This window comes from Noviherbaspirillum suwonense, assembly GCF_900182955.1.
GTDB lineage: Bacteria > Pseudomonadota > Gammaproteobacteria > Burkholderiales > Burkholderiaceae_D > Noviherbaspirillum_A > Noviherbaspirillum_A suwonense.
On record NZ_FXUL01000018.1, the window covers coordinates 84959 to 108348 of the forward strand.

Sequence of the window (23390 nt, forward strand, 5' to 3'; positions counted from 1 at the left end):
ATCCGGGGTCATCCAGTTGAAATGGATGGCCTTTTTTTTGTTCAGTGAATTTACGAAGGAAGAACATGAAACGCACCAGGCAGCAGGGTCTGATCTTTACTTATCTCCTGATCGGTATCAGCCTGCTTTCGTTCATGACCATGGCGTATTCGAAGATGTCGCGTACCAGCCAGTTGGGTCAGTGGAACCATGAAACCAGAGAAGCTCTGCTGGAGCAGGTTTCCCTCATCCGGGCCCGTGTCATCGCCTGTGCGGTCAGCTACCCAGCCGGCGACCCGGTGACCAATGTCCGCTACCCCGCCACACCGGCGAGCACCCTTGTCTCCGACCTGACTTGCCCTGGCAATCCGGCAACGAACAAGAACCTATGGTCCGGCACAGGCGGCCTGACGCTTCCTGCAGCGCCTCGGCGCTTCAACAATTGGACGTACTCGTATAACGCTTCCACAGGCATTCGTATCACCATCAGCCCAGTGGCTGGCACATCGGACGCCAATGCGATCGGCGTGCTTGATACTGTTGTGGCAAGGATCGGCACGAGCGCGACCCGTTCCGGCTCCACCCTCGCTGTCACCCTGATGAACTAAAAGACCCCATACCCGGGCGCATGATGAACAAATATCCGTTTTCCTTCACGTCAAAAGCCGCATGCTCTGTCTCGGCCTTTTCGATCCTGTTGCTGGCCCACGCCACTACCTATGCGGCCTCTGCCAGCGAGATCTCCGGTCTGGCCGATATGACGCGCTCTGCCACCCAGCGAATCGCCGTGCAGCAGGCCATAATCGCGCTGGCTTCTGAGGGTTCGGATATCGATGGTGACGGTTTCGTGGAGACACCGGCCATGCTGCCAGGAACCGGGGCCCCGGTGGGCGGCGGTTTCATCCCGACGACCAGTGCCGCCCCCAAGACTGACTCGTATGGCGTCAGACTGGGCTACTGTGCCTGGGATAACGGTTCTGTCAGCGCCAGCACCAATCGGATCACTGGAAGTCCGAGCGCACCAGGTGCGCCGGTGATTGCCGTGATTTCGGCAGGCGTCGACAACGTCTTTACGACTACGTGTGCAAGCATCGCCGCCGGCGCCAGCGCGGCGGGGGACGACTTCGTTGTCAGCTATACGACAACACAAATCCAGCAAGGCAATTCCGGCACGCTGTATTTCGGCGATCCAGTTGCTTCGCTGTCTGTTCTGCAGGGATTGAATCAGGCGGCGCTCAAAGACGGTCAATTGCGCCTTACGAAAGACACGAACGCGCTCTATCGGTGGAATGCCACTACCGCAATTTGGGTTCCGGTCGGTGGGAGCGGGTCCGGCATGCCATGGCTTACAGAAAACAACACGACCTGGTATTCGAATAACGCTGTTTCAATTGGCACCAAGACACCGCTCTCCATGTTCCATGTGCATGCCGGTGCATTGGGTACTTCTGCTGGCAATACATTGGAGATAGCCCATACCAGTTATACCAGTGCCAATACGACGATGCTGCGAACCGTGGCCTACCGGTTCGCGAATGGAGGTGGCTGGGATTCAGCATCGACCCGCATCCAGTCCAAAGTCGACAGCACTGACATGTCGTATGTGGAATTCAACCCATCGGGTGCGCCAGCCGGAATCGCATTTGGTACCGGCATGGCATCGAATAACCCGGGCGGGGTATTGGAACGCATGCGTATCACTCAGGACGGCCGGATTGGCGTTAACCTCACCACACCCTACGCAGGCCTGGCCGTCAACGTGACCGGCCAAATTGGCAGCGCGAATCAGGCTCCATATGACGTCGGCGCAGGAACAATCGGTGCGGGCAAATCCATCTACAGTTATGGATCGATTTGCATTGGCAACAGCAATCACGACTGCTCGGGCATTAATGGCCTTGTTGCAAATTATGCAGGATTAACTATTGCGCCTGGTACTTCTAATCCTACAAATTTGGTTCAAGGTAGCTGGGGGACGCTGCGCGTCAATACCGCCTACGGATGGGTAGATATGGGATCGCAAAATAGCGGATTCGCCCATTTCACCACTGACAGAAACCTGTTTTACTTCAATAGAGAGTTACAGGCGGAAGGTGCTTTACGCGTTTATGGCTCAAACACGTATTTGACGCCTAACATTGGCGCTATCGCCGGCTCGCGAATCTTGACCGAGCAGGCAAGGGCACAATCTCTGTTTTCCACCAATGTGTATGGGTATGATTTCTGGTCTGCCGCCTTGCAGATACGTGAGTACAACTATGAGGCGGGCCAATCGACGGATATTGCACGCGCTCCTCGACTTGCCTTTCATTGGGGCGCAACGTCAGCTGTTCAGTTGCGTCTTGATCCTGATGCTGCATTGTCCGTGATTAATCAGCCAGGCAGCGACTACGCGAACTTCAAAGCTGCAAACATCTATGCGTACGGTTTTTACAACCACTCTGATGCCCGGTTAAAACGGGACATTACGCCTATCTCAGATGCGCTTTCCACGATCGCCAATATCTCTGGCTACCACTATTATTTTGATCACAAGGCCCATCCAACCCGCTCTTTGCCGGAAGGCCGCCAGGTCGGGTTCATTGCCCAGGAAGTTGAACGATATGTTCCCGAATTGGTCAGCACCGCGGCAGATGGCTATAAGAGCGTGAATTATGCGCAGATGACTGCCTTACTCCTGCAAGGTATAAAGGAGCAACAGGCAATTCTTCAGCACTTCACTAAAAAGGACGAATCAACGCTCATTGTGTCCATTAATGCAATCGAAGGCAACGAAGCCCGGTTCAAGAGGATCGAGACTGAAAAGCTGACTGTGGCTCAACTAGAAGCAGAGACTGTGCGAATCAAGAAATTGAAGGCGGATCAGATCGATGTCGAGCGTATCAGCATGGTGAAGTCTGGCGAGACCGAAGTGTTTGTCAGTGCTGGGAGCTTTCAGCCGATATTCAATCCACCGCAGGGTGCGCAGTATATGGTGAATGCCTTTGCAGAAGACGGGAGCATTGCCATTGCATCTGTTACCGCCCTCGGAACTAAAGTAGTCGTCACACCAATTAGCAGCAATGGTATAGATGTGCAGGCATGGGGCAACCAAGTAGGTTTGCTGGCAGAAAATAAAGCGGTGAAAACGACTTGGATTCGGACACATTAACTTCATTACTTCATAATGTTTTAACTAAAAAGCTCATTTCCTGATGAGCTTTTTATAAAATATGCAAGTCACACTGGCAATCATTTCAATTTCTCTAACTCTTTTCAAGTTGGCGGATTTTGTGTGCGATCTTTCGGCTGGTGAACGGCTCTAGCTGGTCGTTTAGTTTCTAAAGAATTGGACAATTTATAAGCCGCCTCCAAATCTTTATCTAGCAAAAGGAAAGTATTAAGCGACATTGAAATGGCCCGGTTGCGCGTAAACCCGCTGACTCTACCAAACACAACGGCTTTAAAATCTGTTTGACCTCCATTTCCTAATTCTTCAACGTTATAGCCACGTGCCAGAGCTAATTCACGCACATAATCGGAAAAAGCGTAATAATTTTGCCCATACATACCTATGTGGTCAGGATCAAAGGTCTTCCTCTCTCTCGGTTTTTTAAGATTATCGAGCCAGTAAGTCCAGTAAGGATGAGCCAAAAGTTGATCGAATTTATTATCGTTTGAGAAGACGAAGAAATGTGGCTCTAAGTTATTCTCAGATTCCCCATTTATTTCTGCGTATCTCGTTATCAATCCTTTTAAAGCCCTCTGAGCCTTCGCCAGTAGCGATTCCTCCCTGAACTTTTCCTTATTTTCTATACCACCCCTAAGATTGTGTTCATAGTTGGCAATACTATTAAGCCATTTGGGACGTTCCTTAATCTTTTTTATCTCTTCTATCACAGCATTATCGACTGGGTAGTTTCTTTTTAATACGCTATATGTTCGCTCGTTGGATAAAGTCGGATACTTGTTCCTTTCAGACTTGAATTCGTTTTCAGTGTGCTTAAACTCAATCAAAAACCACTGACCACGTTGCGCTAGAATTGCATCGCTGATTTCATGATCCCCGTCTATTGGTGCTGCAAATTCGGCATTTGATAGATATTTTCTGACAAAGGCCCACTCGACTGTTTTCTCCCACGAAGCTACTTTTTCATTCGCATTTTCGTCTGCCATCTCGATTTTCTCACCTATGTTTAATTAAGCAAAAAGCCTTTGCTGGGCTGAAGGCATACCATCCGGCGTAGCTTTCGAGTAATTAACCTTCGCTAAGTTGCATTTCCATGTGAAGCATTACGTTGAGCAAGGTAATCGCACTGACCTGCGCCAACGCGGCAATTTCGCGTCCACAACTCACTCACTATGGAACCACATCGGGACAACCGATGTGGAAGAACACATGCAAGCAGCAATCCAAGCAGTCGAAAAAAAGGCAGTCAAGGACGTTTTTGGTCTGGACGATCCGGCGTTTGCAAAAACCCAGGTCAAGGTGTTCGGCACGACCGTTGATACCCCAGCCGTCATCGACGGCTTCAAGTTCACGATCGAGAATTTGCGCCGAATGATGGTCTGGGCCGCTGCGGCATCTCTGCCTGATGGCTTTTTCAAGGCGAAAATGAAACGCAACCTGATGATCTTCGGACCAACAGGATGCGGCAAGACCGAGCTGGTCAAGCAGTTCGCAGCCCGAACCGGCCGTCCTCTGTTTCGCACCCAGTGCAGCGAGGACACCGATCAGGCACAACTGTTCGGCTCCTGGAAGCTTTGTCGCCCGATCGTCAAGGACGAGCTGGTGGAAGACGCTGGGATACTGGAGAAGGGTATTCAGGGCATCGCCAAGGCGATCGAAAAGCTGGCCATCAGCATCAAACGCAATACCGGCGTCGGTCCCGAGATGACATTTGTCGACGGACCCGTGCTGCGCTGGGCTCGCACTCCCAACGCCATTCTGGTGCTTGACGAGTCGGATCAGCTGCTGCCAACGGTAGCAATGAGCCTGAACTGTGTTCTGGACGGTGATGACATCGTTGTCCCGGAAACGGGGGAGCGGGTCAAAATCGCACCAGGCGCCCTGGTCGCGGCTACGGCCAATACCAACGGCCGCGGCTCTGCTGGCGGCAATGGCGGAAGTGCTTCGCTGTACAAAGGCACCAAGCGGCAGAACATCGCCTCGACCGATCGATTTTTCGTGATCAACGCGAGCTATCTGTCGGAAGAGGAGGAGAAAGAACTGCTGATGAACCAGGTCGGCCTGCCTGATGTCGCTGCAACTGCGATGTCCAGACTGGCTGGCAAGGTGCGCTCCCTGTTCCTCGGCATTAATGAGGACGCAGGCGCGAATGGTGAACCGCTGGAATTTACGATCACTACCCGCAACCTGCTGAACTGGGGGATGAGCTACAAGCTGTTCAATGTCACTGGTATGGACAGCAAGACGGCCTTCACCGAGTCGCTGAACATGACGCTGCTGGACTTCGGTTCCGCGGCTGAACGCAAGGCAGTGCAGGACCTGTGGGAAACCATCGTTACGGATGCCTGATGGTCAAGCTGTACGTCAACCCCAATGCTGGAAAGGGGCCAAGTGCAGTGCCGAAGGCCTGGGGATTTGAGTCCTCGGGCCAGGCAGACACCATTTTCTGGGGTTCACTCAACAGGAAATGGACGGTCGACCAGAAAGCTGCTGGCTATGGACTGGACACAGCGCGGCAAAAGGTCAGGGAAGGCTACTTCTATATTGGGCATTTCGCCAGCAGGGAAGCAGCCTACAAATTTGCCGAAGCATGGACTGAAGGACGGTCTGGCAAGGCATACCAGCACGATCCATCCAATGTGGAGCAGTCGGCCATCGCGGAAGGATTGCGAACACTGGGGCAGAAGGCAAGGGCGGTAACATCGCCCGTGCCGTCCGCTCCACCACCGCCGGCGCCACGCCAGCAAAAGCAGGATCTGAAGTTCTTCGAAAAGGTCACTGCACAGGGCAGCAATGCAGCCGACCCCGGCTTCGTTCTCGATTTTTAACTCTCAACAGCCTTGATACCACCCCGGTATCAAGGCTTCTTTCTTTTTCATCCAGCCATTTCACTTGGCAGTTGTCCTGCTTACAACTGCATGTATGCCATCTCCCTATGCCACGGTTTGGCTGCCAGGGTCTCTTCCAGCCGCAATTTACAATTTTCCATCCCATCCATTCGGCTCCATTGCGGGTCACCACTTGAGGAGATTTCCATGTTTGCAGTCACCCCAAGCACAGCTTCCTTCGACGATTCGCGTCTGCTGCTCTCGCTGCGTACAGACGACCTGATCGACGAATTCGACCTTGGTGCACCGTCCATTGAAGGCCTGATCGCCATCGAGCTCGAGGTCGAGGAAATTGTGATTTGATGCAGTACCCACCCGACCCCGGTCCGCTTCCCAGCGACCGGGGTTTTGTTTTTCCCTGTTGCTCATCTCCCTTGTATCAGGGCCAACGCAAGCGCCTTCCTTTGAAGTTCCAACTCTTGAATGGGGAAATTATGGATATCACACAAGTACTGAGCAACATGGTTTTGGTCGACATCATCATCGGCGGTTCTACCGGCGAACGTACCCTGGAAGCGGACGACTTCATTCGTGAAGTCGGCAAGATGCTCCCGCCCGGCACGTTCTCGTGGGTGTCCAAGGCGCGCACGGATGCCAAGCGCATCATCCTGCGTGTTGGCGCCGCCCGGCGTGTCGACAACCGCGTCCGAGGCTACTTTGTTCCTCTGGACCGCGCACAAGCGGTTTCGGATGAATTGAGGACACTGCGTGATACCTTTCAGACGCAAAAGGCAGAGTTCCTGCAGGAGCTGCCCAACATCGTCGAGGAATGGGCGGCTAACCCGCAAAACGCTGTCGAGATCAAACCGGGACTCACCCGCGCCGATCTGATTCGCAACCATGCACCAAAGGCATCGGACCTGGACAAGCTGCTTCGCTTTGCCATGTCTGCCACGCAGATCCAGTCTTCCCAGTTCTTTGGTGAGGATGACGCGCTGCATACCGAGGTCACTGGGTTGCCGGGTCAGGCAGCGCTGGAGATCGCGGAAGATGTAAAAAAGTCGTGGAAAGGCGCAGCCGGCGGCAAAACCACTTCGCGTGTGCTGGGTCTGGTTCGCCGGATCCGCCAGAAGGCTGATTCGATGGGCATCCTGTCACCAAAGTTCGAGCACTTACGCGAAGCATGTGACCGGGTGCTAAAGCAAATGCCCCAGACTGGCGCCATCGAAGGGTTGGAGTTCATGCAGATCAGTGCGCTTCTGGAGTTCTGCTCGCGTCCAGAGAATATCCTGGCGGAGCAGTCCATGCGTTTTGATCCGCTCGATGTGGAAATGGAAGTTGAAGCACCAGCACAGCAAGCACTTGTTGAACTGGAGCCCGTAACGCCAGCGCCAGCAGCAGCGGAGAGTATCCCGTCAGTGCCAGCGCCTGAGAGCCAGCCGCTCGATCAGCATTTCGCTTTCGAGTTCTAATCAGAAGCACAAACGCCACCGTCTTTTCGACCGGTGGCGTTTTTTTATGACTCGCAGATCTTGCTTATGCGGCTTTATCCTTTTGGTCTTCCATCCCCAGTTTCTTTGCCAGGGCGGGATGCTCCATCTGCAGCTTGCTCATAAAGGACCTGCCGGCCTCACGCTCGAACAGCAGGGAAATCAGAATCTTGGTGCCGACGGGAAGCTGCTCCCATTCCGCCTTCGACGGCGTCAGCGCAACCCAGTTCGGATCGGCCTGCATCGCCTGCAGCACCATGTTCAGCTCATCGTCCAGCGAGCGCTTGGCATAAAAGTCAGTCGGCTCGAAGTAATCAGCCAGGATCATCACCTGCACCGTCGGGATGCCAAGAAATTCACCCACGCGTTCGAGCTTGTCCTTGCCCACCGACTTGATCTTGCGATGGCCGTTGCACATGGAATTCCAGTAAATCGTCGTCACGCCCATCAGGTCGGCGATGTAGCGATCTGGCAGATTGCGATCGATCAGCGTTCTTTTGATCAGCGTGATCAGGCGCTTTCCTTCAACTTTGCGCTCGCCGCTTTCCTCATCGTCCTCCGCGGGGTTCGTATCTTCCGCGGTAGTGAGCAGCGAAATTTGTGGTTCCGTGTAAGCAGCACGCGGAGGCCGGCCAACCTTGCCCGTCTTCCGGACTACCGGTTGAGCGGCCGTCTCGGGCGCTGAAGCAGTTACTTTTCTGGGCATAGTTTTATCCATTTCAAATACGGTGGCTAGCATGGCCGATTCCTGGATATCGCCGATGACGATACTGGATGAATCGAGATGCAGTCAATACAGTCAGTATTCTACCGCATGTTGTGATCAATACTACCATTCACATATGTTGCGTTGTCATCCTGCATACATTTTCCCTCGCCGTTGCCACAAATCCCGCTCTTTTGCGGCATCAATGAAGACTCATTTTTAATATCTGTTGGTATTACAGAGATGTGTTCGGTATAATTGTTGACGTAGGACAACATTCCGCTTTCGGTATCGCTTTGCAGTGGGCTGCTTGTCTCATCACAGGCCCCGTTTGGGGTTTCATTGACTAATATTTAGGAGTTACCGTGCTTCCAATGGACGCAAAGCGCAATGCCGATTCGTATTCCTACCCGAACGGCATGCTCAATTCAGGATGGATCGTCGGCGTGCTGCGCCTGCCAGGCGAGGGCAAGTGCTTCATCCAGCAGACCGCCAGCGAGAACCACATGCTGCCGGTCGAATTCGATCCCCGTCAGGCGCCGCTGCCGCGTGACCTCAAGGAGTGGGATCTGGTGATGGCCTACTGTCATTTCATCGGAGCCCGCGAGAACGACGTGCGGATCGTGCGTGCCAAGAGCATCCGCTTCGAGTCGCCCAACCTCATGCACATGGACAAGCGCTTCGCAGAAGATGTCATGCGCAAGTGGTCGGTCAAGGTTCATGCCGCGGCCAAGGATTCCGGGGTGCCGGCTGCCATCGAAGCCGTGGCGAAAGTCGTCGGTGACGTGCCGGCGAAGGAAGAGCGCATGAACAGCGTCGACTGGCGCGTTTTGAAACTCAACAAGAATGCCACCAATACCGTCCAGTTGGCCGGCTTCGTGCAGGCGAAGTCGCTGGAGCGCAACCGCGTCAATGCCGAGGGCAAGCCGATGAACGATCGCCTGGTCGTGCTGCTGCGTCAGACGGAAGATCCCGACAAGAGCATCCCGATCCGCTGGTACGGCCGCAATCTGGAGCCGCTGGCCAACACGCTCACGCGCGGCCTGCCGATCAAGGTCCAGGGCGAATATCGCCTCGACGTGAAAGCCCTTGGCGCCCCCGATCCGGAGTCCGGCATCGCACCGGTGTCGAAGCTGCCTTATATCGAAGCAAAGGATTTCCCCGGCCCGGTCACCCCGGATTCCGGCCTGATCAAGATTGCGCCGTTCTGGGTTGCCGAAATGCTGGAAATGGGCACTCGCAAAGCGCCACGCCGAGAGGCGCCTGCACAAGTCGCTACTCCTGCGGGCATCGATTCGGCAGCGATCCTCGCAGACGCACTGAACGATATCAATCCGAAGGGCTAGAGCGATGGCAGACGTTTGCGACGATTCCGACGCTATTAACGAGGCCTTCGTTGAGCGCGGCGTAAAAGCGGCCCAGGCAAGCCTCACGTTCCGGCATCTGACGCCGACCGGTGTCTGCCACAACAGCCGTTGTGAAGCAGATGTCGAGATCGGCAAGCTTTTCTGCGACAACCAGTGTGCCGACGAACACGGCCGCTTCGAAAGGCTCCGTTCGAATTCCGGCACCCGGCATTAGGGATTGCGGGACAGCTGCGATCAAGCCAAGACCATGGGAATGGCTTGGCTTGTTTTTTATCTGAATGAAGAGGTGTTCGGTACATGAGCAAGATGCTGATCGTGGCGGAGAAGCCGTCAGTTGCCAAAGATATTGCCGCCGCACTCGGCGGGTTCAGCAAGGTGCAAAACTGGCTGGAGAGTGATACCGCCATCGTTTCCTGTGCGGTTGGCCACCTGGTCGAACTGTTTGCCCCGGAAGCCGCGACAACGGGCCGCGACTTGTCCTCCCTGCCAATCATCCCGGCACGATTTGCCCTGAAGGTGCTGGAGCCAAGCAAGGCCCAATACCTCCTTCTTGAACGGTTGATGGGCAGGGCCGACGTATCGAGCGTGGTCAATGCCTGTGACGCCGGGCGGGAAGGCGAACTGATTTTCCGGCTGATCTACGAGAAGGCCCGCTGCAACAAGCTGATGAAACGCATGTGGCTGCAGTCCATGACGCCCGATGCCATCCGGGATGCGTATGGCGCCATGAAGCCGGGCGCGGCGTATGACAACCTCAGCGATGCCGCCCGCTGCCGCAGCGAAGCGGACTGGGTCGTTGGAATCAATGGCTCACGCGGCATATCGGACCTGCGCGGTCGGCAGACGCATCGGCGTCAGATCATGGCGGCCGGCCGGGTCCAGACGCCGACTTTGGCTATCCTTGTGCACCAGGAACAAAAAATTCGCGGCTTCATTCTCCATGACTACTGGGAAGTGCATGGCACCTTTGGCGTGCAGGCTGGCACCTATGTCGCCAAATGGTTCAACCCGAATGCAAAAGAAGAGGGCGAGGAAGGCCTGTCGAACCGCTTCACTGTAAATGCGAGGGCAGAGGAGGTCGCCACAAAGTGCCGTGGTGTTGCGCCCAGTTCTGTCACAGACACCGCCAAGCCTGTATCCAAGGCTGCGCCGCGCCTGTTTGATCTGACCTCGCTGCAACGGGAAGCGAACAAGCGTCTGAAGTTCTCGGCGAAGAAAACCCTCGATATCGCCCAGGCGCTCTATGAGAAGCACAAGGCAACGACCTATCCGCGTACCGATTCGACCGCCCTGCCGGAAGACTATGTGCCGACCGTGGTCAAGACCCTAACTGCATTTGCCGGCACTTCCTATGAAGCCCATGCAAACATGGTCCTGGCCAACAGTTGGATGAATGCTGGCAAGCGCATCTATGACAACAGCAAGATTTCCGACCACTTTGCCATCGTGCCCACCGGCCTGAAACCGGCCAGTCTAACCGCGGATGAATCAAAGATTTACGACATGGTCGTACGCCGGTTCATTGCTGCATTTTTCCCATCCGCGCAATATCAGCACACGACCCGGATTACCCTAGTGTCAGGCGAATCTTTCAAATCCACTGGCAAGGTGCTGACCGCGCAGGGTTGGCTGGCCGTTTATGGCGTCGATCTTGACGATGACGGCAAGTCGCCTTCCCTTTGTGTTTACACGCCCGGTGAGACGGTGAGCAACAAGGACATCGTCATCAAGGATCTGAAGACCAAGCCGCCCGTACGTTTTACCGAGGCGACGCTGCTGGGCGCCATGGAAAATGCCGGCAAGCTGGTAGACGATGATGACTTGCGCGACGCGATGAAGGAACGCGGCCTTGGGACGCCGGCGACCCGCGCGGCCACCATCGAAGGGCTGCTGAGTCGTGTGGATGGCCGCGGCGAGCCGAAGGAGCCCTACGTCGACCGTAACGACAATTGGCTGGTGCCAACCATAAAAGGCATGGACCTGGTCGAGTTTCTGGATGCGAACGGGGTTGATGCGCTGACCTCGCCGCGGCTGACGGGCGAGTGGGAGCAGAAGCTGCGGCAGATGGAAGCCGGGAACTATGCGCGGGACGCTTTCATGAGCGAGATCGGTGAACTGACACGCACGATCATCGAGGCAATCCGTCAGAAAGCGCCCGCCTTGGCAGTACTACCGGGTTGCGGCTGTCCGAAATGTGGCGCACAAATGGTGTCTGGTGGCCCAACCTACGTCTGCCAGACTAGCTGCGGCTTTGCGCTCTGGCGCGAGATCGCCGGACGCATGTTCAGCGACGAGGAAATTACGCAGCTGCTTGTCGATCGGCAGACACCGACCCTTGAAGGCTTCCTGTCCAAGAAGAAGGCCCCGTTCGCTGCCAGCCTGAAGATGAACGCCGAGTTCAAGCTCGACTTTGTGTTCATTGACGACGACGAGACGGCGCACCGCAACTCGCTGGACGCCTCCGGCAACTCGGTCACATGCCCCGCCTGCAAGAGCCTCATGAAGCGCATCAAGGGCAAAAAAGGCTGGTTCTGGGCGTGCACCAACCGGGATGCCGAGTGCAAGAAAACCATGAACGATGAAAACGGCCATGCGGTCGCTACCAGTGCCGGCACGAGCCTGAGCAATGGCACGACTGTCGCCTGCACAGCGTGTGCCAAGCCGATGCGGCGCATCAAAGGTGCCAAGTCCTACTTCTGGGGCTGCACCGGCTATGCCGACGGATGCCGGACCACCATGGAAGACAAGGACGGCAAACCCGTTGCCAGGCAATCCAAACCAACTACCGTGCAGCAAGCTGCAGGAGCGTTCCTATGAACCAAAGAAATCCCATCGTCAAAGCGACTTTCATTGTGTTTGCAACCATTTGGATTGCAATGAACCTCTACACCCTGATCACGGACCCGGTTTTTTTCTGGGGAAACATTCCGAACATGGTGCACGGGGCATTTGTCACCCTGGTAGGCTGCGTGATGGGTGTTGTTATTACAGCCGGGCTGATTCTTCTTGAACGGTCGCTGGCGCAGATGCGGCTGCAGGGCGGCTCCTTCAATGGCATTACGTCCTCGATCGGCCCCGTTCCCATCCTGGCGCCGCCGGCCAAGCGATCAAAAGCAAAGGAATGCTTGCCTATTGAGAGCCAGCGGGTCAAACAATGGATTGAGGCGAACAAGACCACCAATCCGGCCCACGTCACCCTGTTTATGGCCGTCTGGCAAACGCTGTCTGCGCACAAGACCCATCCGGCAAGTCATCGCAAGGGGGGCCATGGCGGAAGAACGCTTGCGCAGCACTGCATGGCCGTAGCCGATACCGCCCTCGAACTCGCGCCAACCTGGTCCTATGATGGCGTCTATATCAAGCGCCCGGGCAAGTCACCCAAGCTGATCATTGCCAAGCGCGACGCCAACTATGTGTTCGATCCGCTTGACCCCATCATTCCGGTGCTGGCGCTCGCGCATGATCTCGGCAAGATCGAAGCCTACAAGCTGCAGGCGGATGGCACCGTACTTACCAGCGAGACCGGTACGGAGCAGGACGATGCCGGCGTCGAGCACGACCGGCTTGGTTCCCGCATACTGGCGCGCATTAGCGAGTTCTGGGAGCTTCCACCCAACGATACCCGTGCCTTGTCGCGCGTTATTTCGCACTACCACCACCCCAGCGACTTCCCAGTCGATAAGGATGGGCTTTCCATTGGTGACCGGGTAACGGCGTTGATGGAATTTCTGATCCTGGCCGACAAGACGACTGGCCAGCGTGAAAGCGGCATAAGTGCAGCCATCGCGAACGAGGACACGATTTCCGAAACTGAAGCGGAAGAAATCTATGCGGCTCTGGTAGCTTGCCTCACTGAGCAAGGCAGGATCAATGGTACCGGCGACAGAGATACGGATAGAGCTTTCAAAATTGGTCAAAAGCATGGCAACGTTGTGTATATGCGGGAAGAGCCGCTTCTTGCTGCCATGTGCAGAAAGCTTGGCGTATCAGTTGAACTCGGCAGGGGACGATTAATTCTGCTAAATCGCATCCTGCATGTACTTCAGGAAAAATCCCTGTTGACCACTTCGCACAATGGCGTCGACTTCAATAACTACCTACCTCTGTATCAGGTTCGATTCTTCCACAGCGAAACCTCTGCCGTTTTAGCTGACTGGCACCAGACGATCGTCATTGCTCCAACTGCCAAGCACAGGGAGCTTATCTCGCTTGTGGACATGCCGGGCCTTACTACTCTTGCCAAGATAGTAAGCCCGTATTTCGGGCATCTGAACCAGATTCCGGATCCGACGAAACTTTTGGAGATGGTCGAGAATGCATTTGGTCAAGACGTGCTTCTGCTTGTACGCAAAGGAATTACGGGTGCAAGTCGCCATGAGATACGTTCTAGCCGCGGTGCAGCTTCAGATCAGGAAGAAACTTTGGTAGTCCCAAATCCTGTTACCACGGCCGTAATTGGTGACGCTGATATGCAGAAAAATAGGAGTGATTTGCCCTCCGTTGCTCATGCGCCTTCTCAATGCCTTGCTCCTGAGCCGTCTACCTCATCAACAGGCTCGCCATTACTGCCAGCCAAATCGGAATCCGTACCCTTGGCCACTCTATCTTCACCAGCGGCCAGCAAACATGCGATAGATTGGGAGGAGCTTGATAAGGAAGTAAAGGATGGTGGATTCGACGCAACTGGAGACATCACGGTTAAGCCGGACGACGCCCCCTGCGCAAGTGACATCGAAAATTTCGAACTACCCGATGTTGGGTCGGATGGAAAAGATGGCGGAGATCTGGGATTGCTTGAGGTTGAAGTCGCGTGCGATATCGGCATGGAGGACCTTGACCTGGTTGCAGGCAAAGGAGAAACAGGTGATTCCTCGTCAGACGTGGCCGATTCCTTTGCCTCGCCTGAGTTACCTGCGGCGTTAGATCAACCATCCCTCTCGGAGTCGCCGGTTTCTGCTGACCAGCAGGGCACAGGGGTTTCTGATGCATTAGGTATTCCTAAGAATCATGATCTCGGAAAGGCTGTTAAGGATGCTCCAACAGAGCCGGTCTCCAAATACAAGAAACAAAAACAGGACGAGCGCAACACTGAGAATCTGGGAAAGTTACAGCAAGCTGGCGACCCATCACAGTTCATTCAAAATTTGGCTACTGCAAAGTCAAAAAAGAAGGCAGGGGATGGATTACTGGTTTTTCTCGGTGCTGGCAATGATCCAAAACCGTTGCAGAAGACGAATGGTAATGGCAAGGGTACGAATGCGGAATCAACCACACCTGAGGAAGCTGACCAATTTAGGCAAGTGCTGACCTATGAAACGTTTCAAAAGCTCATTCAGCGCGCGGTACAGGGGGGCACACTTCATTGCCTCGCGACGCTCGAAGGCAAGCACTTTATTCTGCAGTCCGTCATTGAAAGCGCTTTTCCGGGTACTGATATAGACCAACGCCTACCGGCTTCCTTTGTGGAGCGGCGCTCGACAAGAGCCGGAACCGTCCTTTTAATTCCAGTCACCGCGTTGGCAAATGACTGACCTACCTAAAGATATTGCGTGTGGAGCATCCGGGCATCTGAGAATTCAGATGCCCGGCGTCACCGCCTGGATAGATTCCCTGCGAGAAGCCTTCGGTAAGGAGATGGTCGATCAAATGATTCGAACTGGTCTAAGAGAGGGAACATTCTGGGCTGTAGAGAACGGCTTGGTGGTTGGCCGGCCGCCGGTAGCCGTACTCGACAAACACTTTACAGAATTGAACAATTCTGCCCCGTCCACTAAAGAGCCAGCGCAGGCTCAGTTGCCGCCGTCAATAGACCGGCGTTGGCCTGTCTAAACTCTGTCAACTACCCCGGCCTAAGGCCGGAGCTTGAAAGGGAACCAGAGAGCTCGGTTGACCAGACGAAGCGGTAATGAAAACCCCCGACGTCAGCTCGACTATCGGGGGTTGGAAAAGTTATAGCTTAGAAAAAGCTTCTGGCTACGAGCGATACGACACCGACTACTATGGTGCCCGTCATCCACTGCATTACTTTCAGATCAGACCGGACGTGAACAAACTCTGCGCGCATCTCAGATTTCACTGCAGTCAAATCGCTTCTAAGCGTACTGACGTCGTTCTTGACCCCATTAATTTCTTCTTTCGTCGATAGCCGTAGCTCGTTGATCATTCCTTTGAGTTCACTGATGTCTTCTTTGGTAGCAAGGGTGGTGGAAGTCGATTGCTCTAGCGCAGTTGACAAAGCTTCGGCGCTCGCCTTGGCATGTGCTTCAGGCATGCCGGCGGACCTAAGTTTCTCGACGTAACGCAAGGTATCGAATTGGATTGTCATACTCATATCTTATTCCTAAATAAAAGGTTTCGCAAAATCCCTTTAACAAGAGTTTTAACCGCCAGCAAAAGTACTGCCAGTTCTCCATGGTTGATCGGGTGCAGGGTTATGAAAGACATGAGAATCTAATTTAGTTCGAATTACGTATATCGAAAACCTCGTCGTCGATGCGCTCAAGCGGCGATTATCGCAGTCTCTAGGACTGGCCTACCAGTCAGCCGCAGGCGGACTTAAAAAAGCTGCAGGGATGAATCTTTCATAAATGAGCGACTGATAACCCTAATTATCAGTCCCTCATGCTGAAACGGAACGGTAGATGAATTCGCCACAGACCCATCTCGGCTGTGCCACCTGAGTGGCCGTTGCTATCGGGTGCACCGGTGCCCGGCATTTGGTCGCCTCGGTAAGGCTCGTGCCGCGCATTCTTAATTCAATCACGCCGCCAGCCAACTGGCGATGTTGGATTGGGACACGTCGTGTCGGCTCGACCGGGAAGCGCCGGCGTTCGGCCGAGCAAAATACAGGGATCGCTTTTGATGGCACATCGCTTTTGCTGTAGCGTGGGCAACTACAACTATTCAATGGGTATATAATTCATTTGAATATATTGAAACAGCGAGTGCAAAATGAAGTCGAAAGTGATGCAACGCAACTCCCGGCGCTTCCTGAAAATCGGTTTGCTGCGGGAAAGCTCGCCGGTTTTAGGTTCGACTGCCGGCGTCTGGGACCAAGCATTGAAGGGCAATTTGGCGACCAGCCTGCAAGAAGTGCGCCGTCGCGTGATGGCTGTGCGCGTGCAGGGTGTGACGAATCAGCCCGCCCCAGCAGAAGCACCGACCGATGTTGCCAGCACCGTACGGCGTCGCACCTTGGCGCGCGGTTAATACTTCCAGTCGGAACACTATTCCTGATAAACGAGAAACGCGGCCTAGCCGCGTTTTTCTTTTCCCCTACTTGCTTCTATGGTTACTTCTGCCCAAGATGCGCCGTTCGTCATTATCTTTGCAGGTCCGAATGGCAGCGGCAAGACGAGCTTAATCGATGAGGTGCGGAACACAGGCTTGGCAGCCCTCGGCGATGTCTTCCCAGTACCGGAATACTTCATCAATCCAGATCAGGTAGCGAAAGATCTGGAAGGAGAGTTCGCCACGCAGGAGGAACGGGATATCGCCGCCCAAGCGCGCGGCATTGCGTTGCGCAAAAAAGCCATTGATGCGCGGCGCTCCTTTGCCTATGAAACGGTAATGTCGCATCCCACCCGTCTTAATGAAATTATTCAGCTAAAAGAGCAGGGCTACAGGGTATTGCTTACTTTCATTGCAACTGATCATCCAGATATCAACGTGCGCCGGGTCATGGAGCGTTACAGAAGCGGCACCACAACCGGTCATTTTGTCCGGGAGGACCGTGTGCGCCAACGCTATTCCCGAGTGATGCAGTTGTTGCCAGCAGCCGCCGAACTGGCTGAGGCGGTCTTCATATACGACAATTCAACCGACTTCACCGTACCGAAGCAGGTTGTAGTCGTCACCGCCGAAGATGTCTTGGTCACAGCCTCGCGTCCAGACTGGGTGACCCGGCATTTCATGAGGCCTGCGGAACAGCGTGCTCTGGAAATCGAAGAATTCCAGGACGTGTACGGAGAAAATCTGATCGAAGCCGATCCCTTGAACGGCAGCTACGCCGGCAATATCGTCAACTCCACCGATAATTACGCCGCACAGTTTGTTGTTGCGAATGGCGTTGAGGTAGTTGTGTTGCACGATCGCGCCCTGCTCGATGCTGCATCCGAAAAAGAATCCCATCCGGATGGCCTTACCCAATACCATCCCGGAGAATGGCTGCATATTTCCTATGCCGAGGACCGGGCTCCGATCGTGCGGCACATGCAAGCATAGGCATAGCTATAGGCACCCCGTTCCTCTATCGCGGCATTGAAGTCGACGATACGCTGGATATTACTGAGAAAACCGAAGCTTGAAAGGCCATAAGCTAGTGTTGAAAGCAAGCGCATTTTGATTAATGGGAGAGTGAGGTGCATGCGATAAAGACTGGAAGCAGACCAAAGCGAAAATGCTTGAAACGGGCTTCACCATAAAGCGTAGCTTAAAGAATTGCTCAGATTCCGGCCCGTAATTATTTGTCCCTACAGGAGTTAGTGTACCTAACAATAAATTAAAACTACCTAACTATTAGGCTGTGTTTCCGCTAGAATTGCTTCGCCTAACAGGAGCACATATGCGATTTTATCAACTTATATCATTCACTGCAGTTATAACGTTACTTTTAGCAGGGTGTTCTACCACTGGAGCAATAAAGCCGGTTGCTTCAAGTAAATCCGAATTCGACGGCTCTGTGTACCGCGGTGAGACAACCATTATAAACAGTGCTTCGCATGGCGGAGAAGAATATCGGGTGTTCAATCAGGGTGCAACCGGCTTTGTTTCGTTACAAGCTAATCGCGAAAATGCTGAAGAACGTGCGTCAAAGTTTTGCACGCAGAAAGGAAAATCAATGCGTTCATTGCGGGAAACCGTTTCAAAGCCACCACATGTTATGGGAAATTTTCCACGTGTAGAGCTGATTTTCGAATGCACAGAAAATGGTACGCCTGCGGTAGGAAGTGTTGTTGGTGAAGGACGGTTGGCAAGACTTGCGATGCTCAAAAAGCTGCTTGACGATGGCACTCTTACTAAAGATGAATTTGAAAAAGAAAAGCAAAAAGTATTGAACTCAAATTAGAACTTAATACTTGATTCAATTAGAAAGCTAAATTCATTTGCTCAATCTTCCTTATGCACTCAGTTCCGGTGTTTGTGAGAGGTATGCTCCTTGAAGAAACTGCATCGAAATAATTCTCAATTTTTGACCACTATTGATCTGCTAATCGCGTCAATAGCATTTCAAGAGTGACCTTCAACCGTAGTTGAAACTCAGTAACAATTTCCGGCAAACACTTGTTAATTTTGTTTTCTTTGGAGAAAAATAGATTTCGATTGCCATACCGGTCAAACCGGCCGTGCGTCATATCAGGAAATAAGATGAATCTTTCTACAGCACGTCCTTGCTCAATCTGCTCATAGGCTTTCGGCATATCATCTAGCAAACCGTCGTGAATTAGATGATTTCGAAGGGTTTCGATCGTCGTAATGAATTCACATTCTTCGAACAACGTTTTTGGCGACTTATTGAAGCTGATTTTCTTACGGCTACCGAATTGGTCATTCAAGCTACGCATTTTATGGTACTTGGTAAAATTCGGAGGCAAATGCTCTGTCTCAATCGCCAACTTCACGATGTAATCCAATAGGCTGTGCATGCGAACAAATACAAAGGTCAGTAAAGCAAATAGCTTGGTAACAGTAGGAGATGTGTTAAATCTGATACCATCCTCCTGTTGAATGGGCGGATAAAACAATCCCTCTGTGTTCAACGTTCGATAAAACTCACCAACCATTTGCAATAGTTCTTTTAAGGATTCTTGTATCGAGCTAATTAGCTTTTGCACTTCATAAAGATATAGAAATCGGTTTAGCTCGGGGAACGTAGCACACAGTTTAATAAATTTCTCGAAGTGATCCTTCGACAATATAGATTCCGAATTCAAGCCGGACAAGGAAACGAATTGAGGCACTCTTGGCAAGAGTTCGTCGTAAGGGACACCTTGCATTACAGTTTTTCGAAGGACGTTATGAAGACGTACGCACACTGCATCTAACTCATATGACAGATCTCCACGATTGAGCCGCCACACTCCTTGCGGGTCAAACCACAAATAGACTACGTCCGCATCTCTAGGAAGATCGGACGGGATGCCATTCAATTTTAAATACATAAGCCCAGCATGAGTAAACGTGTATCTTTATAATAAAGTAATGAAAAGGCGAAAAATTCTTGAGTTAATTAATCACCAAAGATCTATGCTCTAAGATTCTTAAACACCTTAATCGTTAATTATTTTTTCAATGATATTCTTCATGCCAGCCGGCTTATATAGCGTTTGTGCCATCCTAGCGACGATAAGATTTCTGAAAACCTCATAACCTACTGAAACCTTTTCGATGTCGACGAATTGCTTAAGAATATCACGCCCCGGCAACTTATTCATCCAAGTACCATCAGCAAAGCTCTGTTCGAATTCCTGCCGATATTGTAGTTCTCGGGCATTTAAAGCATCTTTAGAAAGCTCAGACTGGATTAAACCAGCTACTTTGATACTCGACCGTGCGGCCGCATTGTGCAGATCAACGCCAATAGTTAAAGTATTTGGATCAAAACCGAGCGTTACTGAGTTGACAATTGCAGAATTTACATACGACCGCATTTTATGAACCAGCATACTAGGCACTACTTTCCTTGCAGCTTCATTTAATTTTTCTGTAATTATTGCCTCATCATACGTTACGCCTAAACTCAGTGATGTCAATACTTCAGCAATAATCTTTGGTTCTAGCAGATAATTTTCTATATGGTACACGTCCCAAACGAATCTATTGACAGCTTTTGTATCTTCAACGGATTCCTCTGAATCTCTATCTACTATTGCATAAAATTTAGTCGGGAGGTCCCCATTTTTGTGTGCACGATCCAATATTTCATGTAGCAACTTAACCCGGATCTTGTTTGATCCAGATATAAGGTTTATCCCACGAAGGTCATCAGGAAATAAAGCAGATGCAAATGTTTTATCAAAGTCGGAGTCGCCCCCTCCCTCAAAAATAAGTCCTTTCCCCCCAGGACGATATGCCGCTAAGTCCCCGACAAGATCCGCCATTACCATTTCCAAATCTTGGCTAACTGTGAGTGGCTTTAACTGTGAGCTTCCGGCTGATTCGGCACCACAAGGGAGCATATGGAAAACATTGAACCCTGGTTTGCCAACCGCCTCCCGAATCAAGGCATCAGAATGTGTAACGAGCCACAGTTGGTTTTGAAGCGCCTCGCCAAGATGTTTCCGGTAAAATTCAGGCAAGCCCCGAATCAGTCGTGGATTTAAATGCAACTCCGGTTCATCTAGCAAGATAATAGAATCTCGTGGTGCTGAACTTCGGATTCTAAGATAGCCATACAAAATTTCCTTCTCCCCGGAGCTAAGCTCGTCTAAATCATGCTCCGCGCCAGAAGCTGTAACGACAGGAAAAGCGAGGCTTCCATCTAATGTAGGTTTTGGCCCAAGAAACTTTTTGTCCGGGAAAAATGATTCGAAAAGTTCTTTGAGTGTATCGCTCAATGATTCTAATTTAGTTTCATTGCCGGCGCTGGCTTTTTCGGCTAACAGTTCTTTTACAAAGTTTCCGGCCATTTCGCTTTTAACGTTTGCATACTTATTGTTATAGTTATAAAGGGTATGTTGGCTATATTGTTGATTTGCTTGATCAAGGCTGAGATTAATTCCTTGAACGTTTTCTCTGCCATAATGCCTTTGTGCACCATGAAAATCAATTACGCCAATTTGCCGTGGCTTATAGCTCGAGAAAATCACATTTAACAGGCGCGAGTCTGAAATTGTAATATTACCTTGGGGGGTAATATGAACTCGTGCTGCAATGTGAGGTGCCGTTAATTCCTGCTGAAGCTTTGGGAACTCACTTTCAACCCTCGCTGTTACCTCTGGCTGTCTCTCACGAAATTGGTTTGAAAACAAAGCCTTCCGATACCCACCAAATTGAAAAGCTTCTGGAAGTACAGTTTGCCAAATCGTCTCTTCTAATAAATCCGCTGCGTTAGCCGATATATACGCTCGCTCATTGTCGCGTATCTTAAATATACACTCGATAATCGCAGGTTTTGAAGCATCATTAAATAGACCCTTAAGGTTTTTCGATCCTCCGTGCAATTGAATAGCGAATTCACCAAAGAAATGTTGCCATTCATTTTGCTGATAGCCGCCATAAACGCTTTTTAAAAGTCGAATGGCGTCGAAGATACAGGATTTTCCTGAACCATTCTGTCCTGCGATGATAATCGTATCACCGAGATTTTTAGCTTCAACGCGAGTTATACCTCTAAAATTTTGGATCTGAAAGCTGTCTATTTTCATGTTATCTGGCTGGCATAAATTAAAAAAGCTAATTAGTATTGAATTGACTCGTGATGGGCGACCGAAAAGCTTTAATATCAAATATTTTTCTATGATCTTATGTTTGGCATCTATTATATCAACATTTCGTAGGAGCAAAAGTTGCTTGAAAAGATTGAGACTGGGCCTGTTAGTGGAAATTTTGCTTTCTTATCGTCGCCTGCGACTGCAACTAGTCAATCGAAGTAGTCCGTGAATGCGGGGCAGCTACTGTTTTTGCGAATATGAAGTTGCAGCTTCTTGAGTCTTTAAGTCTGCTTTCGCCGTATTGCAGACCTATAGAAAAATAACTCGTCAACTGTTTCAAGCTTGCAGCGCCGATGACTATGTCGTCTTCCAACATACTGACGAGGCCTGCGAATAGTGCTTAGCTGCAATTATTTTTCAAGTGCCTCAAGGGTAAGCATGAAACTCGCAATTTCATGGATCCTGGTGTAACTGGTCCCGTTGAGACCATTCCCGTAACGCGGATCGTAATGTTCGCAATAGTTGGCAGCAAGTCGATATCCCTGCGATGGAGAATCGGTGTGCCATAGATAGATGCGTAGCCCTTCCTCCACTAAAAATAGGTTTTGATTGTAAATGAGGCGAACTTGTCCCCAGGACGAACTTTTATACTCGTTTTGAAATTCGTTCAGTCGTCTATGCAACTTTACCGCTTCGACGCGAGATATATCTGGAGCATAGACGTCTACCTGCGCCAAGAACTGGCGAGCTTCGCGGAAAAGAATGGCTGCGTCGCGGGTCGTCTTGCCTTTGCGGCTACAGGCGGTTTTAGCGACAAAGATGGCAAACGAGGAAAGACGAGAGGGCCGCTCAAACCATTTTTTGAGCACAGTAAGTTTAGTAAGAGCAACCGAACCGCCTTCGTTAATTTGATCGGCAATACTGATCAGTCTTTCAGGTACATGGGTACGCATGACAAATACGAGGAAAAACGTGATTGATGTGTGTACCACATAATGCGTTGCCCGTTAAAAAAGAATGAAAACGAAAACCGATGCACGAAAACTGGATATTTCGGAGCAGGAGCACCTGAGGAAGCTGGTGGCATAAGTGGTGTGAGACAGCATGATGCAGAGTGCGACGACGATGAGCTTCGAGGTGGGCGTGCGTGCGGTAAGCAAATGGAAGAAGGTGTCCCGAGAAGGTGGCCTACGTGCCCTCCGATCCAGGAAACAGGGTCGTCGCCATGGGGGACGGTTGTATGCCAGGCAAGCGGCGAACATTCAAGCACTGATAATAGGCAAGGCGCCTAACCAGTTGCGGCTGCCTAATTGCCTGTTGGCACGGGAGTCCGTGGCCAATCTAATGGCGCGGGAGTATGGCGTTGCCATTCCACCGACAGTCTGGCGTTATTTGAAAGCGTGGAGCATGAGCGCCCAAAAGCCGGTACGCTGGGCCTGAGAGAGAAACGATGAACCAATTGCCCGTAGGCAGATTAGGA

The 23390-nt window shown here is 51.8% G+C and carries 20 protein-coding genes; 14 read left to right on the forward strand and 6 right to left on the reverse strand.

Annotated elements, in window-relative coordinates; genetic code table 11:
* Nucleotides 1-65 precede the first annotated feature (65 nt).
* Complete coding sequence (locus tag QOL82_RS20360) at nucleotides 66-587, forward strand: hypothetical protein (protein ID WP_283444140.1); 522 nt, start codon at nucleotides 66-68, stop codon at nucleotides 585-587.
* Between the two features lie 20 nt (nucleotides 588-607).
* Nucleotides 608-3130, forward strand: a complete 2523-nt coding sequence (locus QOL82_RS20365; protein ID WP_283444141.1) for a tail fiber domain-containing protein — start codon at nucleotides 608-610, stop codon at nucleotides 3128-3130.
* A gap of 104 nt (nucleotides 3131-3234) precedes the next feature.
* On the opposite strand, the gene QOL82_RS20370 is transcribed toward QOL82_RS20365, so the two are convergent.
* Nucleotides 3235-4134 (reverse strand): hypothetical protein, encoded by a 900-nt coding sequence (locus tag QOL82_RS20370; RefSeq protein WP_283444142.1) that lies wholly within the window; start codon nucleotides 4132-4134, stop codon nucleotides 3235-3237.
* 223 nt (nucleotides 4135-4357) lie between these two features.
* On the opposite strand from QOL82_RS20370, the gene QOL82_RS20375 reads away from it, so the two are divergent.
* From QOL82_RS20375 to QOL82_RS20390, 4 genes are all read left to right on the forward strand, one after another.
* On the forward strand, nucleotides 4358-5497 hold the full coding sequence (locus tag QOL82_RS20375) for an AAA family ATPase (protein WP_283444143.1): 1140 nt from the start codon (nucleotides 4358-4360) through the stop codon (nucleotides 5495-5497).
* Nucleotides 5497-5976, forward strand: coding sequence for a hypothetical protein (locus QOL82_RS20380; RefSeq protein ID WP_283444144.1), 480 nt, complete (start codon nucleotides 5497-5499; stop codon nucleotides 5974-5976). The genes QOL82_RS20375 and QOL82_RS20380 overlap by 1 nt, the downstream gene beginning before the upstream one ends.
* Nucleotides 5977-6183: 207 nt before the next feature.
* Entirely contained in the window at nucleotides 6184-6339 is a 156-nt protein-coding gene (locus QOL82_RS20385; protein WP_283444145.1) for a hypothetical protein, read from the forward strand.
* Nucleotides 6340-6470: 131 nt separating this feature from the next.
* Nucleotides 6471-7448, forward strand: a complete 978-nt coding sequence (locus QOL82_RS20390; RefSeq protein ID WP_283444146.1) for a DUF3150 domain-containing protein — start codon at nucleotides 6471-6473, stop codon at nucleotides 7446-7448.
* A gap of 64 nt (nucleotides 7449-7512) precedes the next feature.
* Here the strand turns inward: QOL82_RS20390 and QOL82_RS20395 are convergent, their stop codons facing one another.
* Nucleotides 7513-8205, reverse strand: a complete 693-nt coding sequence (locus QOL82_RS20395) for an XRE family transcriptional regulator (protein ID WP_283444147.1) — start codon at nucleotides 8203-8205, stop codon at nucleotides 7513-7515.
* A gap of 341 nt (nucleotides 8206-8546) precedes the next feature.
* Here QOL82_RS20395 and QOL82_RS20400 point away from each other — a divergent pair, with 341 nt between their 5' ends.
* The 4 genes from QOL82_RS20400 (at nucleotide 8547) to QOL82_RS20415 (ending at nucleotide 15070) form a co-directional block, all read left to right on the forward strand.
* Nucleotides 8547-9518 carry a hypothetical protein gene (locus QOL82_RS20400; RefSeq protein ID WP_283444148.1) on the forward strand — a complete coding sequence of 324 codons (972 nt, stop codon included), beginning with the start codon at nucleotides 8547-8549 and terminating at the stop codon, nucleotides 9516-9518.
* 4 nt (nucleotides 9519-9522) lie between these two features.
* Nucleotides 9523-9753 (forward strand): hypothetical protein, encoded by a 231-nt coding sequence (locus tag QOL82_RS20405; protein WP_283444149.1) that lies wholly within the window; start codon nucleotides 9523-9525, stop codon nucleotides 9751-9753.
* Nucleotides 9754-9836: 83 nt separating this feature from the next.
* A complete protein-coding gene (locus tag QOL82_RS20410) occupies nucleotides 9837-12356 on the forward strand; it encodes a DNA topoisomerase (protein ID WP_283444150.1) in 2520 nt (839 codons plus the stop codon).
* Nucleotides 12353-15070, forward strand: coding sequence for an HD domain-containing protein (locus QOL82_RS20415; RefSeq protein ID WP_283444151.1), 2718 nt, complete (start codon nucleotides 12353-12355; stop codon nucleotides 15068-15070). Before QOL82_RS20410 ends, QOL82_RS20415 begins: the two co-directional genes overlap by 4 nt.
* Nucleotides 15071-15495: 425 nt before the next feature.
* Here the strand turns inward: QOL82_RS20415 and QOL82_RS20420 are convergent, their stop codons facing one another.
* On the reverse strand, nucleotides 15496-15870 hold the full coding sequence (locus tag QOL82_RS20420; RefSeq protein WP_283444152.1) for a coiled-coil domain-containing protein: 375 nt from the start codon (nucleotides 15868-15870) through the stop codon (nucleotides 15496-15498).
* A 620-nt stretch (nucleotides 15871-16490) separates the two neighbouring features.
* Between QOL82_RS20420 and QOL82_RS20425 the strand changes: the two genes are divergently transcribed.
* The 3 genes from QOL82_RS20425 to QOL82_RS20435 all read left to right on the forward strand — a co-directional run bounded on the left by QOL82_RS20425 (nucleotide 16491) and on the right by QOL82_RS20435 (nucleotide 18606).
* On the forward strand, nucleotides 16491-16748 hold the full coding sequence (locus tag QOL82_RS20425) for a hypothetical protein (RefSeq protein ID WP_283444153.1): 258 nt from the start codon (nucleotides 16491-16493) through the stop codon (nucleotides 16746-16748).
* Between the two features lie 78 nt (nucleotides 16749-16826).
* On the forward strand, nucleotides 16827-17762 hold the full coding sequence (locus QOL82_RS20430) for an ATPase (RefSeq protein WP_283444154.1): 936 nt from the start codon (nucleotides 16827-16829) through the stop codon (nucleotides 17760-17762).
* 340 nt (nucleotides 17763-18102) lie between these two features.
* The gene (locus QOL82_RS20435) at nucleotides 18103-18606 is read left to right on the forward strand and encodes an SHOCT domain-containing protein (protein WP_283444155.1); all 504 of its coding nucleotides are present in this window, start codon (nucleotides 18103-18105) and stop codon (nucleotides 18604-18606) included.
* 130 nt (nucleotides 18607-18736) lie between these two features.
* Here the strand turns inward: QOL82_RS20435 and QOL82_RS20440 are convergent, their stop codons facing one another.
* The 3 genes from QOL82_RS20440 to QOL82_RS20450 all read right to left on the reverse strand — a co-directional run bounded on the left by QOL82_RS20440 (nucleotide 18737) and on the right by QOL82_RS20450 (nucleotide 22863).
* On the reverse strand, nucleotides 18737-19687 hold the full coding sequence (locus tag QOL82_RS20440; RefSeq protein WP_283444156.1) for a hypothetical protein: 951 nt from the start codon (nucleotides 19685-19687) through the stop codon (nucleotides 18737-18739).
* 120 nt (nucleotides 19688-19807) lie between these two features.
* Nucleotides 19808-21904, reverse strand: a complete 2097-nt coding sequence (locus tag QOL82_RS20445) for an AAA family ATPase (protein ID WP_283444157.1) — start codon at nucleotides 21902-21904, stop codon at nucleotides 19808-19810.
* A 416-nt stretch (nucleotides 21905-22320) separates the two neighbouring features.
* Nucleotides 22321-22863: a hypothetical protein gene (locus QOL82_RS20450; protein WP_283444158.1), complete on the reverse strand. Its 543-nt coding sequence runs from the start codon at nucleotides 22861-22863 to the stop codon at nucleotides 22321-22323.
* 172 nt (nucleotides 22864-23035) lie between these two features.
* On the opposite strand from QOL82_RS20450, the gene QOL82_RS29305 reads away from it, so the two are divergent.
* Nucleotides 23036-23350, forward strand: a complete 315-nt coding sequence (locus QOL82_RS29305; protein ID WP_430438518.1) for a winged helix-turn-helix domain-containing protein — start codon at nucleotides 23036-23038, stop codon at nucleotides 23348-23350.
* The last annotated feature ends 40 nt before the right edge of the window (nucleotides 23351-23390 follow it).